General features: G+C 66.8%; 14 protein-coding genes. 4 read left to right on the top strand and 10 right to left on the bottom strand.

Going from position 1 to position 15567, the window contains the following annotated elements; all coding sequences use genetic code 11:
• The coding region (locus VN047_RS14810) for a formimidoylglutamate deiminase (protein WP_325543951.1) at positions 1-1101 on the bottom strand (1101 nt) is incomplete at its 3' end.
• A gap of 28 nt (positions 1102-1129) precedes the next feature.
• On the opposite strand from VN047_RS14810, the gene hutI reads away from it, so the two are divergent.
• The 4 genes from hutI to hutU are packed head-to-tail and all read left to right on the top strand — an operon-like array spanning position 1130 to position 6322.
• The gene (hutI, locus tag VN047_RS14815) at positions 1130-2341 is read left to right on the top strand and encodes an imidazolonepropionase (RefSeq protein WP_325543953.1); all 1212 of its coding nucleotides are present in this window, start codon (positions 1130-1132) and stop codon (positions 2339-2341) included.
• Positions 2338-3858, top strand: coding sequence for a histidine ammonia-lyase (hutH, locus tag VN047_RS14820; protein WP_325543955.1), 1521 nt, complete (start codon positions 2338-2340; stop codon positions 3856-3858). Before hutI ends, hutH begins: the two co-directional genes overlap by 4 nt.
• Positions 3858-4661 (top strand): N-formylglutamate deformylase, encoded by an 804-nt coding sequence (gene hutG / locus VN047_RS14825; RefSeq protein ID WP_325543957.1) that lies wholly within the window; start codon positions 3858-3860, stop codon positions 4659-4661. Before hutH ends, hutG begins: the two co-directional genes overlap by 1 nt.
• Positions 4658-6322, top strand: a complete 1665-nt coding sequence (gene hutU, locus VN047_RS14830; protein WP_325543958.1) for a urocanate hydratase — start codon at positions 4658-4660, stop codon at positions 6320-6322. The genes hutG and hutU overlap by 4 nt, the downstream gene beginning before the upstream one ends.
• A gap of 22 nt (positions 6323-6344) precedes the next feature.
• Here the strand turns inward: hutU and VN047_RS14835 are convergent, their stop codons facing one another.
• The 9 genes from VN047_RS14835 to VN047_RS14875 all read right to left on the bottom strand — a co-directional run.
• Positions 6345-8012, bottom strand: a complete 1668-nt coding sequence (locus tag VN047_RS14835) for an AMP-binding protein (RefSeq protein WP_325543960.1) — start codon at positions 8010-8012, stop codon at positions 6345-6347.
• Entirely contained in the window at positions 8009-9601 is a 1593-nt protein-coding gene (locus tag VN047_RS14840) for an AMP-binding protein (RefSeq protein ID WP_325543962.1), read from the bottom strand. Before VN047_RS14840 ends, VN047_RS14835 begins: the two co-directional genes overlap by 4 nt.
• The gene (locus VN047_RS14845; protein WP_325543963.1) at positions 9598-11007 is read right to left on the bottom strand and encodes an aldehyde dehydrogenase family protein; all 1410 of its coding nucleotides are present in this window, start codon (positions 11005-11007) and stop codon (positions 9598-9600) included. Before VN047_RS14845 ends, VN047_RS14840 begins: the two co-directional genes overlap by 4 nt.
• Positions 11008-11019: 12 nt before the next feature.
• Positions 11020-13251, bottom strand: coding sequence for a TonB-dependent receptor (locus VN047_RS14850; protein WP_325543965.1), 2232 nt, complete (start codon positions 13249-13251; stop codon positions 11020-11022).
• A 19-nt stretch (positions 13252-13270) separates the two neighbouring features.
• Entirely contained in the window at positions 13271-13738 is a 468-nt protein-coding gene (locus VN047_RS14855; protein ID WP_325543968.1) for a cytochrome c, read from the bottom strand.
• Positions 13735-14178, bottom strand: coding sequence for a cytochrome c (locus VN047_RS14860; RefSeq protein WP_325543975.1), 444 nt, complete (start codon positions 14176-14178; stop codon positions 13735-13737). The genes VN047_RS14855 and VN047_RS14860 overlap by 4 nt, the downstream gene beginning before the upstream one ends.
• Complete coding sequence (locus VN047_RS14865; RefSeq protein WP_325543970.1) at positions 14178-14738, bottom strand: methylamine dehydrogenase light chain; 561 nt, start codon at positions 14736-14738, stop codon at positions 14178-14180. Before VN047_RS14865 ends, VN047_RS14860 begins: the two co-directional genes overlap by 1 nt.
• A gap of 31 nt (positions 14739-14769) precedes the next feature.
• The gene (locus VN047_RS14870) at positions 14770-15360 is read right to left on the bottom strand and encodes a redoxin family protein (RefSeq protein ID WP_325543972.1); all 591 of its coding nucleotides are present in this window, start codon (positions 15358-15360) and stop codon (positions 14770-14772) included.
• A partial coding sequence (locus VN047_RS14875; protein ID WP_325543973.1) for a hypothetical protein occupies positions 15357-15567 on the bottom strand: 211 nt, incomplete at its 5' end. The genes VN047_RS14875 and VN047_RS14870, both read right to left, overlap by 4 nt.

Genomic DNA, 15567 nt, shown 5'->3' on the forward strand with positions numbered 1-15567 from the left:
CCGGGCGCCGCCGGCCAGCGCCCGGGCGTAGAGATTGGCGCCGACGAAGGGCGCTTCCTCGCTCGCCAGCAAGGCCCGCGCGCGATGCGCGAGCCGCTGTGAATATTCGAGCGCCCGAAGCTCCCCCGCCGCATCGATCAGGATGTTGCTGTCGGTCCCGATGCCAAAATGCCCGCCCGCGGCCAGATAGTCGGCGGCCGGGAAAATTCCGTCGCCGAGATTGGCCTCGGTAACCGGGCAAAGCCCCGCCACCGCGCCGCGAGCCGCCATTCCCCGATATTCAGCCGGTTCGACATGCGTCGAATGGATAAGGCACCAGCGCGCGTCAACGGGAGCATTGGCGAGCAGCCATTCGACCGGCCGCGCGCCGCTCCATGCCAGACAATCCTCGACTTCCTTTACCTGCTCGGCCGCGTGGATATGCACGGGACCCGCCGGTGACAGCTCGAGCAGCGCGGCGAGTTCGTCCGGCGCCACGGCGCGCAGCGAATGCGGCGCGATCCCGATAGTGGCGTCGCCCGCGAGCTTCGCGCGCGCCCCGTCCAGCAATCGCGCGAAGCCGTCGATATCGGACAGGAAACGGCGCTGGCCCGTACTCGGCGCGACGCCGCCGAAATTGCCGTGGGCGTAGAAGACGGGCAACAGCGTCAGCCCGATCCCGCTCGCGTCCGATGCTGCGACGATCGCGCCCGCCATCTCGGCCGGGTCGGCGTAGGTCACCCCCGCCGGATCATGATGGAGATAGTGGAACTCGCCGACGCGGGTAAATCCGGTTTCGAGCATCTCGGCATAGGCCTGCGCGGTGATCGCCGCGACATCCCCGGGCGTCAGCCTGTCAAGGAAGCGGTACATGATCTCGCGCCAGCTCCAGAAATTGTCGTCGGGACGGCTGCGGCGTTCGGATAGCCCCGCCATGCCGCGCTGGAAACCATGGCTATGGACGTTGCACAGCCCGGGCAGCGCCGCCGCGTGGCGTTCGTCGGCCGCCTCCGGCGCGGCGCCGGTTTCGAGCGTCGCGATCCGCCCGTCCGCTACGGTCAGCCGCACATCCTGTTGCCATCGATTGTCGATCCAGGCACGCTGGAACCAGTAAGACGCCATCCAAGCCTCCATATTATGTCTAGACATAATGGGACGTTCGGACGACATAGTCCAGATGGAACAGCTCTGGACGAACGCCCGACTCGCAACGATGGCCGACGACGCCCTCGGCCTGATCGACGATGGCGTGGTGGCGGCGAAGGACGGCCGCATCGTCTATGCAGGGCCGGCCGGCGGCGCGCCGGCGACAGCGGCAAAGGCAACCGACTGCGCAGGCCGGCTGGTCACCCCGGGGCTGATCGACTGCCACACCCACCTCGTTCACGGCGGCAACCGCGCAAACGAATGGGCGATGCGCCTCGAAGGTGCGACCTATGAAGAGATTGCGCGCGCGGGCGGCGGCATCGTCTCGACAATGCGCGCGACGCGCGAGGCCAGCGAGGCTCAATTGGTCGCAAGCGCCCTCCCCCGCCTCGACGCGCTGATTGCCGAGGGTGTCACGACGATCGAGATCAAGTCGGGTTACGGCCTGTCGGCCGAAGACGAACTCAAGATGCTGCGCGCCGCGCGCGCTCTCGCCGGGCGGCGGAACATCCGCGTCGAACCGACGTTCCTCGGCGCCCACGCCCTGCCCCCCGAATATAAGGGCGACAGCGACGCCTATATCGACCTCGTCGTGGGCGAGATGATCCCCGCCGCCGCGCCGCTCGCGACCGCGGTCGACGCCTTTTGCGAAGGCATCGGTTTCTCGCCAGCGCAATGCGAGCGCGTAATCGAAACCGCGAAGGCGCACGGTCTCGCGGTCAAGCTCCACGCGGAGCAATTGTCGGCGCTCCACGGCAGCGCGCTCGCCGCGCGTCACGGCGCGCTGTCGGCCGATCATCTCGAACATGCGACCGAGGACGACGTCCGCGCGATGGCCGAAGCCGGTACTGTCGCCGTACTGCTCCCCGGCGCCTATTATTTCATGCGCGAGACCAGACTGCCACCGATCGATGCAATGCGGCGTCATGGCACCCGCATCGCGCTAGCGACCGACAACAATCCTGGCACCTCGCCGACGACCTCGCTGCTGCTCATGCTCAACATGGGCGCGACCCTGTTCGGGCTGACGGTGGTCGAGGCACTGCGCGGCGTCACCGTGAACGCCGCCGCGGCGCTCGGCCTCTCCGCCGAGGTCGGCACGCTCGAGGCCGGCAAGGCCTGCGACCTCGCGATCTGGGACGTCAGCGACCCTGCCGAGCTGGTCTACCGCATCGGCTTCAACCCGCTTCACCAACGCATCAAGGACGGACAATGATTATCGAGCCCGGGCATATGACGCTCGCCGACTGGCGCGAAATCCATGAAGGCGCGAGCGCCGAACTGAGCGCCGGTGCATGGGACGCGATCGACGCGAGCGCCGCCGCAGTCGCGCGCATCGTCGCGAAAGGCGCCCCCGTCTATGGCATCAACACCGGTTTCGGAAAGCTCGCGAGCGTGCGGATCGCCGACGACGATCTGGCGACGCTCCAGCGCAATATCGTGCTCAGCCACGCCGCGGGTACGGGAGCGCCGTCGCCGGCCCCCATCGTCCGGTTGATGATGGCGTTGAAACTCGCGAGCTTCGGCATGGGCGCCTCGGGCGTCCGCCGCACGACGGTCGCGATGATCGAGGCGATGCTGGCGAAAGGCCTCACCCCGGTCGTCCCGTCGCAGGGCTCGGTCGGCGCGAGCGGCGATCTCGCGCCCCTCTCGCATATGGCCGCCGCGATGATCGGCGTCGGCGCGATCGACGTCGGCGGCAAGACGCTGCCCGCCGCCGATGCGCTCGCCGAGGCCGGTCTCGCTCCGCTGGATCTCGGCCCCAAGGAAGGCCTCGCGCTGCTCAACGGTACGCAATTCTCGACCGCCAACGCGCTTGCCGGCCTGTTCCGCGCCGAAACCATTTTCCGGTCTGCTCTCGTCACCGGCGCGCTCTCGACCGAGGCCGCGAAAGGCTCTGACGCCCCCTTCGATGCGCGCATTCACGCGTTGCGCGGCCATGTCGGCCAGAGCGAGGTCGGCGATGCGTTGCGCGGCTTGATGGCAGGATCGGCGATCCGCGCCTCGCACGCGGTCGACGATCCGCGCGTGCAGGATCCCTATTGCCTCCGCTGCCAGCCGCAGGTGATGGGCGCCGCGCTCGACCTCTTGCGGCAGGCGGGTACGACGCTCGGCATCGAAGCCAATGGCGTGTCGGACAATCCGCTGATATTCGCCGACACCGACGAGGCGCTGTCGGGCGGCAATTTCCACGCCGAACCCGTCGCCTTCGCCGCCGACATGATCGCGATTGCGCTGTGCGAGATCGGATCGATTTCGGAGCGCCGCATCGCGATGCTCGTCGATCCCGCGCTCTCGGGGCTGCCCGCCTTCCTCACCCCGCGCCCCGGCCTCAACTCGGGCTTCATGATCCCGCAGGTCACCGCCGCCGCGCTGGTCAGCGAGAACAAGCAGCGCGCCTACCCCGCCAGCGTCGACTCCATTCCCACGTCAGCCAATCAGGAAGATCATGTCTCGATGGCCGCACACGGCGCGCGCCGCCTGCTCGACATGGCCGATAATGCCAGCGCGGTGATCGGGATCGAGCTGCTCGCGGCGTGTCAGGGCATCGATTTCCATGCGCCGCTGAAGTCGAGTGACGCGCTGGAGGCTGCGCACCAGCATCTGCGCGCCGAGGTGCCGACCCTCGAAAACGACCGGCACTTCCATCCCGACATGGAAGCCGCGACCACGCTGATCCGCACCGGCAGCCTCGTCGCGGCGGTGCCCGCCAGCCTGCCGGGTCTCGGCTGATGGACTGGCTGCGCGTCCACCGCGGCGAAGCGCCGCTCGTTATCGCCTTCCCGCACGGCGGGACCGGTCTCGCGGGCCTCGACGAGCAGTTCGTCTCGCCCTGGCACGCACAGATCGACACCGACTGGTGGATCGCCGACCTTTACGCCTTCGCCGCCGATCTCGGCGCGACGCTGGTCGCCACCGATATTTCGCGCAGCGTGATCGACATGAATCGCGATCCGTCGGGCGCGTCGCTCTACCCCGGACAGGCAACGACCGATCTGTGTCCGACGACGACCTTCGACGGCGAGGCATTGTACCGCTTCGGCGAACCCGATGAGGCTGAGATCACCCAGCGCCTGAACCTTTATCATCGCCCCTATCATGACGCGTTGACCACCGAACTCGACCGACTGAAGGCCGCGCACGGCAGGGTGGTCCTGTATGATGCCCATTCGATCCGCAGCCATGTCCCGCGGCTGTTCGACGGCGAGTTGCCGCAGTTCAACATCGGCACCAACGGTGGCTCGACCTGCGCAGCCGAACTCGAAACAATCGTCGCGAATGTCTGCGCCGCGAGCGGCCGCAGCCATGTCGTCAACGGCCGTTTCAAGGGCGGCTGGACGACACGCCACTACGGCCGCCCTGACGAGGGCATCCACGCGATCCAGATGGAACTAGCGCAGCGCGGCTATATGGCCGAGCCCGACGCGATCTCCCACGCCAACTGGCCGTCCCCCATCGACCCCTCCCCCGCGATCCGGCCGGTGCTGGAGCAGGTGATCGCCGCGACCCTCGACTTTGCGAAAGGACATTCATGACCCGTCTCGACAACAGCCGCGTGATCCGTCCCGCGACCGGCCCCGAGATCAGCGCGAAAAGCTGGCTCACCGAAGCGCCAATGCGGATGCTGATGAACAATCTGCATCCCGACGTCGCCGAGGCACCGCACGAGCTTGTCGTCTATGGCGGCATCGGCCGCGCCGCGCGCGACTGGGAAAGCTATGACCGGATCGTCGAGACGCTGAAACGGCTCGAGGGCGACGAGACCTTGCTCATTCAGTCGGGCAAGCCCGTCGGCGTGTTCCGCACGCACGAAAACGCCCCGCGCGTGCTGCTCGCCAATTCGAACCTCGTCCCCGAATGGGCGAATTGGGAGCATTTCCACGAGCTCGATAAAAAGGGCCTGATGATGTACGGCCAGATGACCGCAGGCAGCTGGATCTACATCGGCAGCCAGGGCATCGTTCAGGGCACCTACGAAACCTTCGTCGAAATGGGCCGCCAGCATTATGGCGGCAGCCTTGCCGGCCGCTGGCTGCTCACCGCCGGGCTCGGCGGCATGGGCGGCGCGCAGCCGCTCGCCGCGGTGATGGCAGGCGCGAGCTGCCTCGCGATCGAATGCCAGCCGAGCCGCATCGAAATGCGCCTGCGCACCGGCTATCTCGACAAACAGGCATCGAGCATCGACGAGGCGATCGCGATGATCGAGGCGAGCCATGCCGAGGGCGCGCCGGTGTCGGTCGGCCTGCTCGGCAACGCCGCCGAGATCCTGCCCGAGATGGTCCGCCGCGGGATCCGCCCCGACCTGCTCACCGACCAGACCTCGGCGCACGATCCTGTCAACGGCTATCTCCCTGCGGGCTGGACGCTCGACCAGTGGTTTTCGAAGCGCGAGAGCGATCCCGCCGCGGTCGCCAAGGCCGCCAAGGCGTCGATGGCCGTCCATGTGCGGGCGATGCTCGACCTGCAGGCCGCAGGCGTACCGACGACCGACTATGGCAACAATATCCGCCAGATGGCGAAGGACGAGGGCGTCGAAAATGCCTTCGACTTCCCGGGCTTCGTCCCCGCCTATGTCCGCCCGCTCTTCTGCCGCGGCATCGGTCCGTTCCGCTGGGCAGCGCTGTCGGGCGATCCCGAGGATATCTACAAGACCGACGCCAAGGTGAAGGAGCTGCTTCCCGACAACAAGCACCTGCACAACTGGCTCGACATGGCGCGCGAGAAGATCCGGTTTCAGGGTCTGCCCGCGCGCATCTGCTGGGTCGGGCTCGGCGATCGCCACCGGCTCGGCCTCGCTTTCAACGAGATGGTGGCATCAGGCGAACTCAAGGCGCCTGTCGTGATCGGCCGCGACCATCTCGATTCAGGCTCGGTCGCCTCGCCGAACCGCGAGACCGAAGCGATGCGCGACGGCAGCGATGCGGTGTCGGACTGGCCGCTCCTCAACGCCCTCCTCAACACCGCATCGGGCGCGACTTGGGTGTCGCTCCATCACGGCGGCGGCGTCGGCATGGGCTATTCGCAGCACAGCGGCATGGTGATCGTCGCCGACGGCACCGCCGAAGCGGCGAAGCGGCTCGAACGCGTGCTGTGGAACGACCCCGGCACCGGCGTGATGCGCCACGCTGACGCGGGCTACGATATCGCGATCGATTGCGCCCGCGAGAAGGGGCTCGACCTTCCCGGACTGGGGTGATCGCCCGCGCCTCTCGCTCTTTTCAACCGGCGCGTTTTCGCCCATCCTCCAGAATCCGCAACATCTGTTCGCGCATCGCGAACTTCTGGACCTTTCCGGTGACCGTCATCGGAAAGGCGTCGACGAACAGGATGTGGCGCGGGATCTTGTAATGGGCGATGCGGCCCCGGCAATGCGCGCGCACCTCGTCCTCGGTCAGCGCAGCGCCGGCCCGCGGAATGATCCACACGCACAGTTCCTCGCCATATTTGGCATCGGGAATGCCGACCCCCTGGACATCGGCGATGCCCGGGTGCGTCAGCAGAAACTCCTCGATCTCGCGCGGATAGATATTCTCGCCGCCGCGGATCACCAGATCCTTGATCCGTCCGACGATCCGGCAATAGCCCGCATCGTCGATCACCGCGAGGTCGCCGGTGTGCATCCAGCCCTCGGCATCGATCGCCTCCGCCGTCCTCTCGGCATCGTCCCAGTAACCCAGCATTACCGAATAGCCGCGGGTGCAAAGCTCGCCCGTCTGCCCGCGCGGCACGACGTCGCCCGCAAGGTCGATCAGCTTGACCTCCAGATGCGGCTGGACGCGCCCCACGGTCGATACGCGCAGGTCGAGCGGATCGTCCATATCGCTCTGGAAACTGACCGGGCTGGTCTCGGTCATGCCGTAGGCGATCGTGACCGCCTCCATATGCATCCGGTCGATCACCTCGCGCATCACCGCCATCGGGCACGGCGATCCCGCCATGATCCCGGTGCGCAGCGACGACAGGTCGAAACGGTCGAATTCGGGATGCGCCAGCGCCGCGATGAACATCGTCGGTACGCCGTAGAGCGCAGTGCAGCGCTCGGCCTCCACCGCCTCCAGCACCGCCTGCGGGTCAAAGGCTTCGGCCGGATAGACCATCGTCGCGCCGTGGACCGTGCACGCCAGATTGCCCATCACCATGCCGAAGCAATGATAGAGCGGCACCGGGATGCACAGCCGGTCGGCGGTCGAAAGCCCGATCCGCGCGCCGACGAACGCCCCGTTGTTGAGGATGCTGCGGTGCGACAGCGTCGCGCCCTTGGGGAAACCGGTGGTGCCGCTGGTGAACTGGATGTTCACCGCCATCCCGGGATCGAGCCGGATGTCCGACAGCACAGCGGTGTTGTCGCTGGCCAGTACCGCAAAGGGCAGGCAGCCTGCATGTCCGGCTTCACCCAGCACGACGACAAGGCGCAGGCCGGGCAGCCGCGCCGCCTGCAGCATCCCCGGCGTCGCCGCTGCCAGCTCGGGCGCAAGCTCGCCGATCATCGCGACATAATCGCTGCTCTTGTGCGAGGGCGCGAGGATCAGTGCGGCACAGCCGACCTTGTTCAGCGCATATTCGACCTCGGCGATGCGATAGGCGGGATTGATGTTGACGAGGATCAGTCCCGCCTTGGCGGTCGCGAACTGGACGATGACCCATTCGGCGCAATTGGGCGCCCAGATGCCGACGCGGTCGCCGGGTTTCAGCCCGCGTTCGATCAGCCCCGCAGCCACCGCATCGACGCGCGCCTTCAGCTCGCTCCACGTCCAGCGCACATCCTGATGCCGGACGACCAGTGCTTCGCCGTCGGGGTGGCGCAGCACCGTCTGATCGAAACATTCGCCGATCGTCATTTCGATGAGGGCGCGGCTGTCGTCACCGCGAACGAAGCTGTCAGTCATGCGTCGGCCTTCCCGAATTCGGCGTCGCGCAATTCCTTGCGCCGGATCTTGCCACTCACCGTTTTGGGCAGGCTGCCCACGAATTCGATCCGGCGCGGATATTTATACGGTGCGGTCGCCGCCTTCACATGCTCCTGCAGCGCCCTCGCAAGATCGTCCGACGGCCGGTGTCCCGCCGCCAGGACGACGAACGCCTTCACGACCTCGCCGCGCGTCGGATCGGGGCTTGCGACGACGGCGCTCTCGGCAACCGCCTCATGCTCGAACAAGACGCTTTCGACCTCGAACGGCCCGATGCGATAGCCCGAGGAGAGGATCACGTCGTCGGCGCGGCCGACGAACCAGAAGAAGCCGTCGGCATCGACCGTCGCGCGGTCGCCGGTCAGATACCAGCCATCGCGAAATACGCTCGCAGTGCGATCGGGATCGCCGCGATAGCCGAGGAACAGGCCCGGTGGCCTCCCCGCGCCGACCCGCAACGCGATGTCGCCTTCCTCATCCGGCGGCAATATTGCGCCGTCGTGCCCGATCACCGCGAGATCGATGCCCGGGGTCGGCCGCCCCATCGCCCCCTGCCGCGCCGCACCGGCGCGGTTGCAGCAGAGCAGCACCGTTTCGGTCTGCCCGTATCCGTCGTGGATATCGAGCCCGGTCGCCTTCTTCCACAGGTCGATGACCTCCGGATTGAGCGGCTCGCCCGCGCTGACGCAGTGGCGCAGATGTGCGAAGGACCGGCCTTCCAGATCGGCGCGCACGAACATGCGATAAGCGGTCGGCGGCGCGCACAGCGTGGTCACCGGAAAGCGTTCGAGCAGGTCCATAGTGGCGGCAGGGTCGAACCCCGGCGCGTGGTTGACGAAGATCGCCGCGCCCATCAGCCAGGGTGCGAACAGGCTGCTCCACGCCGCCTTCGCCCAGCCGGTGTCCGACATGTTCCAGTGCAGATCGCCCGGACCGAGGTCGAGCCAGAACCGCCCGGTGATCTCGTGCGCAAGCGGATAGCCCGCGCCATGGATCGTCATCTTCGGCTGGCCGGTCGTCCCGCTGGTGAAATAGCAGAGCGCGGGATCGTCGAATGCGGTGTCGGCGATGTCGGCGAGCGGTGCGGCCGCCGCCTTCGCCGCGCCATAGTCGACCCACCCCGGACGGGCGCCGCCGATGTGGATCAGCGGGATCGCGGCATCGACCGGCGTCTCGTCGACGCGCGGCGCAACATCGACCCCGGCAACGATACAGCGCGCATCGGCCGCTTCGCAGCGATAGGCGATGTCCTTCGGCGTCAACTGGATCGTGCCGGGGGAGGCGATCGCCCCCAGACGCAGGCAGGCCAGCATCAGTTCCCACCACTCGATTTCGCGCGACATCAGGATCAGCACCGTATCGCCGCGCCCGACGCCCGCCGCCTTCAGCACCGCCGCGGCCTTCGCGGCATGGTCCGACAGCTCGGCGAAGCTGCGGTCGATCACCGCGCCCGCGGCATCGGTCCACAGCATCGCGCGATCGTGCGGCCTTTGGCTCGCAAGCCGGTCGATCGCGTCGCGCGCGAAATTATAATGCGTCGGCGGACTCCATTCGAAAGCCTCGCTCATCCGCCGCGCGCCACGTTGATCACCGACAGCTGGGTATATTCGGCCAGCCCTTCCTCGGACTGCTCGACGCCCAACCCCGACGATTTGACCCCCGCCATCGGGATATGCGGCCCGATCGCGACATGCTGGTTGACCCACACCGACCCGCTCTCGATCCGGTTCGCCACGGTGACCGCGCGGTCCACGTCGCGCGACCACACCGAGGCGCCGAGGCCGTAAGGCGACGCATTGGCGCGCGCGACGACATCGTCGATATCCGAATAGCGGATCACCGGAAGAATCGGGCCGAACTGTTCCTCGTCGACGATCGCGTCGCCGTCGGTGACGTCGCGCACGATCGTCGGGCGCAGGAAATAGCCCGCGCGGTCGATCACCTCGCCGCCCGCGACGATCGTGCCGTCCCTGCGCGCGCTGTCGAGAAACGCCTTCACCTTCTCATACTGCGCCTTGTTCTGGATCGGCCCGATCTGCGCGCCCTGCGCCAGCCCGTCGTCGACCACCGCTGCCTCGGCGAGCCGCGCCAGTTCCTCGCACATCGCGTCATAGATGCTGTCGTGAACATAGGCGCGCTTGATCGCGAGGCACACCTGCCCGCAATTGAGAAAGGCGGCGTTGAAAATGCCCTGTGCCGTCTCGCGCACATCGACGTCGTCGAGCACGATCCCCGGATCGTTGCCGCCAAGTTCGAGCGTCAGCCGCTTCAGCCCGTCGGCGGCACTTGCCATGATCTTCTTGCCCGTCGCCGTCGACCCGGTGAAGCCGACCTTGGCGATCCGCGGATCGGCGGTGAGATAGCCGCCAAGATCATTGGCGTCGGTGATGATGTTGACCACGCCTGCGGGGAAGATATCGCGGCACAGCTCGCCCAGCATCAGCGCGGTCACCGGCGTCGTCGGCGCGGGCTTGAGCACGATAGTATTGCCCGCGATCACCGCCGGGCCGATCTTCCAGCAGGCGACGAGCAGCGGAAAATTCCACGCGATGATGCCGGCGACGACGCCCAGTGGCTTGCGGCGAACCTGAACCAGCCCGGCCGCGTCGTCCTGGATCGTCCGCTCGGCGATTTCGAGCGTCGCATAATGCCGCAAATAGCCCTCGGCCCATGCGATCTCGCCTTGCGCCTCGGCAAGCGGCTTGCCCTGTTCCTGCGTCAGCGCGCGCGCCAGCCTGTCGGCATTCGCGACGATCGCGTCGGCGAGCTGGCTCACCTTCGCCTGCCGCTCGACCAGCGGCACCCCCGCCCAGCCCGGAAAGGCGGTAGCCGCCGCCTCGATCGCCTCGTCGGCCTGCCGTTCGGACGCGCGCGCGACGGTCGCGAAAACCGCCTCGGTTGCAGGGTTGATTACATCCATCGCGTGATCGCCATCGACCAGCCGTCCGCCGATCAGCATCTTATAATCAGACATGCCTCTCTCCGATCAGAATTTCACGCCCACGGTCACGCCATAAGTTCGCGGAGTCCCGACATGGTTATAGTCGAAACCGAAGCCCGCGAGCAGGTCGACGCGCGAGGTGAAGTAGAATTTGTTGGTGAGGTTCTTTCCCCACACCGAGGCGTTCCAGCGGCCGTCGGCGGACTCCCAGTCGATATGCCCCGCCAGGAGGACGTAGCTGTCCTGTCTCAGCCGGGGGATGTTGAGCACCTCGAAATACTGGCTCGACGAATAGTTGATGTCGCCGTGCAGGCTGAGCTTGCCGCTCGAACCGTCCATCACCGTCGCATCGACCCCGCCGGTGAAGGTGAACTTCGGCGCATTCGACAGATTGTTGCCGCGGACATCGACGCCGCTGACGATGCCGCGCTTGATCTTGGTATCGAGCAGGCCAACCCCGGCGCGCAGCGTCAGCATGTCGGTCGCGCGGACGGTCAGTTCAGCCTCGCCGCCGAGGATGCGCGAGCGCGGGATGTTGAGCAACGTCTGCGCCGCGGTCGCGGGATCGATATTGATGAACTGCTGGTTGCTGTACGAATAATGAAAGGCCGCCATGTTGAGCGTGACACGGCGGTCGGCGAACTGGCTCTTCAGTCCCAGTTCGAAGGCTTCGATCTTTTCGGCTTCCGCAACCGACAGCTCGGAGGGATCGAAAAAGGCCTGCGCGTTGAAGCTCGGAGCGCGGTAACCGCGGCTGTAATTGCCATAGACCATCACGTCGGGGTTGATCTTGTAGTCGGCGCCGATCTTGCCCGACAGATTCTCCTGGCTGTAATCGAGCTGCGACGGCGGGATCAGGTTCATCACGAGCACGCCGTTGGGGCCAAAGGCATTGGCCTCGAAATTGCTCTGCGTCCCCTTGTCGTGCGTGAAGCGGAGGCCGCCGCGCAGCGTCAGCTGGTCGGTCAGTTCGAAACTCACATCCGAATAAAGCGCATAGCTCTTCTTGAGCTGGTCGAAGCTGTTGCGGAACAGGCAGCCCAGCGGGAAACCGATCGCGCAATCGGCGTCGGTGACGCCCGGCAGCCCGTCGGAGTCGATGTCCTTGCCGATCTCGAACGTCGTTTCGTTGTAGACCTTCTCGCGATTGAAATAGGCGCCGAGGATGAAGTTGAACGGACCGTCGAAGTCGCTCGTCAGGCGCAGGTCCTGCGCGAACTGCGTCGCCCGGTCGGTATAGGGGATTTCAAGCAGCTCGGTCGCGGTGCCGTCGGTATCCTCGTAGAAATTGAGCCGCCCCTTGTCCCACGAGGTGACGCTGGTGATCGCGAGCGTGTCGCTGAGATCGACGGTGCCGGTCAGCGACACCGACCAGGTCCGCGCGCGGCGGCGGTCAGTGACGTTCGCCTCGATCTCGCGCCGGCCGAGCCCCGGGCGGTTCACCGCCTCGGGCTGCGCATAGATGCCATAGTTGCGCGGGTTCTGGTAACTCGTCGAGGCGCGCAGAATGAACCGCGCGCTGTCGCTGGGTTCGAACAGCAGGCTGCCGCGGACGCCATATTCGCGTACGCTCGCGAGATCGGGCTCGCCGGGAAGCTGGTTCTTGAACCAGCCGTCGGCGCGCGCGAAGGTGAAGGCGACGCGCGCCGCCAATGTCTCGCCGAGCGGTACACTCACCGCACCATTGGCTTCGTAGCGATTGTAGTTGCCGTAGCCGAGATTGAGATAGCCCTCGGTATCGCCCAGCACTGGCGTCCGGCTGATCAGGTTGACCGCGCCGCCGGTGGTGTTCTTGCCGTAAAGCGTTCCCTGCGGCCCGCGCAGCACCTCGACGCGCTCGAGATCGTACATCGCGACGCCGAGGAAGGCGAAATTGCCCTTGTACACCTCGTCATAATAGGTCGCGACGGGACTCGCCTGGTTGAGGCTGTAATCGGACATCGACACGCCGCGCAGCGCAAAGATCGGGGTGTTGTCGCCGACGGTCGAGGTGAGCTGGAGATTGACGATCTTGCTCGCCAGCTCGTCGGCCTGCGTCACCCGCTGGCGTTCGAGCGAGTCGCCGCCGAGCGCGCTGACCGCGATGGGGACGTCCTGAAGGCGTTCCGACCGCTTCTGCGCGGTGACCACGATATCGGTGCCGTCGACGGTTTCGGCCACGACGGCTTCGGCGGCGGTTTCCTGCGCCAGTGCCGGAGTGGAGACACCCGCCAGCAGCAGGGCCAGCAGCGGGCATGCGGCGCGGCGCCCCGCTCCCCTGGTGATTACCTTGGTCATCGAAAATCCTCCCCTGTTCCTATTTCTGTTGTTTTTCGTCGGGCACGAAGCGGGCGACCATGCCTGCCCTCACCGTCATCGCCTCTGCGCGCAGCGGCTTCAGCCGGAGGCGTCCGACTTCGGCAGGCGTGTAAGGTCTGAAATCTGCCGGAACGTTCGCTGCATCGAACCGCACGAGCGACCAGTTCACCACCTCGGCCAGATCGGCGTCGGACAGCGCAGCGGTCGCGACGCCCGGAACCTGCACCAGATATTCGCGGCCGCCCGGCACCTGCAGGAACTTCGCGACGAACCCCGCCATCGTCGGCGTCGTCTGCGGTGTCCCCGTCGCATCGGCGCGGTGACATCCCTGACACGAGAGCATCCAGTTCTGCTTCGCGCGCGCTGGATTCGCGACGCCCGGGATCGCTTCCGGACCGCTCCACGCCGGGGTCGTCACGGCCGCTCCGGTCGCCACGATCAGCGCGGATACGGCCAGCCATTTCATTTGCCGCCGGCCCTCGGCTGCAACCGGCCGACGGCGGCAGAATTGAGCGCCGCACTGCCCGCACGGTATCCGGCGATCTCGCGCGGGGTGAAGGCTTTGGCCGATCCGCCGCGAACCACATGGTTGAGCACCGCCGCCACCTGCGCATCATTGAGCCCGGCCTGCGCGGGCATCATCCCGCGATAGGGTTTTCCTTCGACCGTGATCGGTCCCGACACGCCGCGGATCACGACCAGCGCGAGATAGCGGCGCCCGGCAGGGGTTCCAGCCAGCGCACGCACGTCGGACTTGAGCGGCGGAAATGCGCCCGGGACCCCCGCGCCGTTCGCCAGATGGCACGCGGCGCAGCGCTTGTAGATCGTCGCACCGTCGTCGGCGGCCAGCGCGGGTCCGGCTGCTGCCAGTCCGGCCAGCGAAAGAAGGATCGCGAGTCGCCGCATCACTGCTGCTCCAGCGCGACACCAAGGATCACCGCGGTCGAGCAATTGTAGATCGCGCTCGACGTGCCGAGACACCAGTTGATGTCGTTATTGGCCTGCGGACGGACCATCGGCCGGTCGCGCTCGTTGCGGTTGCACAGGCACCGTCCGCACGAGGATTTGCCGCAGCAGTCGTTGTAGCTGATGATATAGGCGCGGTTGTCGGCGGGGTTCTGGCACGTGCCGATCCAGGTGATCGGCGACATTTCGGTGCCTGGCGGACAACTGCTCGCCGTGCCGCCGCAGCAACTGCACAAAAAGCCGTCGATCGCGCAGTAGCGCCAGTAATCGCACTGCGTCTGGTCACCGGGGTCTTGCGGATTGCCCGTCGGCTGCGGCGCGACCGGATCGCCGCCGCCCGCGTGACCGTGTCCTTGCGCCTGCGCGCGCGACACCGGCAGCACCGGGATCACCGCGGCACCAGTCAGCGCGCCGCCGATCAGCGTCAGCAGGCTGCGCCGCGACGTCGCGCGCGCGACGCGGCGCGTCATCTTCTCCGAAAATTTGTCCAGTCCCGACATATTCGTCCCCTTCCTGTCGCGGCGTGCGCGATCAGCCGCGCGCGAGATATTCCTGAATCGATGCGACGCGGCGTTCCTTGGCCTCGAACAGGCTTTCGAGATGCTCGCGATTGTTGACGAGGCCGAGCGAGGCGATGTTGCCTTCCTCGTCGATCAGCACCGCGTAAGGCAGTTTCGACACGCCCAGCTTGCGGCCGAGATCTTCGGACAGGACATAGTCGAAGCCGGCGAGCCCCTCGGCCATCACCAGCCGGCGGTGTGCGGCGGCGTCGCCATCGCTCGCGAGTACCACGTCGAGCCAGCCACGTTCGGCTCCGCTCGCCGAGCGGACAACCGGCAGCAGCGTCTTGCACACCGGGCAATCGGGCGAGAGGAAGAAGATCAGCTGGCCGCGGCGCTGACGCTTGCCGCCGATCGCAACCTCCTTGCCTTCCAGCGTCCGCAGGGTCATTTCGGGCGCCCTGTCGCCGACATTCACCTTCTGGTGCAGCGTCAGCGCGCCCGCGGGTGCGATGCGTTCGTGGAGCACACCGACCTGCCGCGCGAGCGCCGCGACGAGCACGCCGAGCACCGCGACGGCGATCCAGAGCAGGATTTGCGAAGCGAGGAAAAATCCGGTCATCGGGCAGCACTCCGGCTGGGGGCGGAAAGATGGGCGATTTCGCCGGCCGCAAAGAGCAGCGCGACAAAGGCGAGGGCGGCGAGGAGCGACTGGATGTCGATCCCGCCACCCCCTGCGGGAGAGAAGCAAAGCGCGAGCGCCGCGGCGGCGAGCGCGAAGGCGCGGCCAATGGTGAAACGGCCGATCCCGCTCCGCCGCGCGCCGAAA

It is taken from the genome of Sphingopyxis sp. (assembly GCF_035565275.1).
Classification (GTDB): domain Bacteria; phylum Pseudomonadota; class Alphaproteobacteria; order Sphingomonadales; family Sphingomonadaceae; genus Sphingopyxis.

Excerpts from the sequence above, each read along its gene's own strand:
- hutI (WP_325543953.1), top strand. The coding sequence starts at position 1,130 with ATGGGACGTTCGGACGACATAGTCCAGATGGAACAGCTCTGGACGAAC.
- hutH (WP_325543955.1), top strand. The coding sequence starts at position 2,338 with ATGATTATCGAGCCCGGGCATATGACGCTCGCCGACTGGCGCGAAATC.
- hutG (WP_325543957.1), top strand. The coding sequence starts at position 3,858 with ATGGACTGGCTGCGCGTCCACCGCGGCGAAGCGCCGCTCGTTATCGCC.
- hutU (WP_325543958.1), top strand. The coding sequence starts at position 4,658 with ATGACCCGTCTCGACAACAGCCGCGTGATCCGTCCCGCGACCGGCCCC.
- VN047_RS14835 (WP_325543960.1), bottom strand. The coding sequence starts at position 8,012 with ATGACTGACAGCTTCGTTCGCGGTGACGACAGCCGCGCCCTCATCGAA.
- VN047_RS14840 (WP_325543962.1), bottom strand. The coding sequence starts at position 9,601 with ATGAGCGAGGCTTTCGAATGGAGTCCGCCGACGCATTATAATTTCGCG.
- VN047_RS14845 (WP_325543963.1), bottom strand. The coding sequence starts at position 11,007 with ATGTCTGATTATAAGATGCTGATCGGCGGACGGCTGGTCGATGGCGAT.
- VN047_RS14850 (WP_325543965.1), bottom strand. The coding sequence starts at position 13,251 with ATGACCAAGGTAATCACCAGGGGAGCGGGGCGCCGCGCCGCATGCCCG.
- VN047_RS14855 (WP_325543968.1), bottom strand. The coding sequence starts at position 13,738 with ATGAAATGGCTGGCCGTATCCGCGCTGATCGTGGCGACCGGAGCGGCC.
- VN047_RS14860 (WP_325543975.1), bottom strand. The coding sequence starts at position 14,178 with ATGCGGCGACTCGCGATCCTTCTTTCGCTGGCCGGACTGGCAGCAGCC.
- VN047_RS14865 (WP_325543970.1), bottom strand. The coding sequence starts at position 14,738 with ATGTCGGGACTGGACAAATTTTCGGAGAAGATGACGCGCCGCGTCGCG.
- VN047_RS14870 (WP_325543972.1), bottom strand. The coding sequence starts at position 15,360 with ATGACCGGATTTTTCCTCGCTTCGCAAATCCTGCTCTGGATCGCCGTC.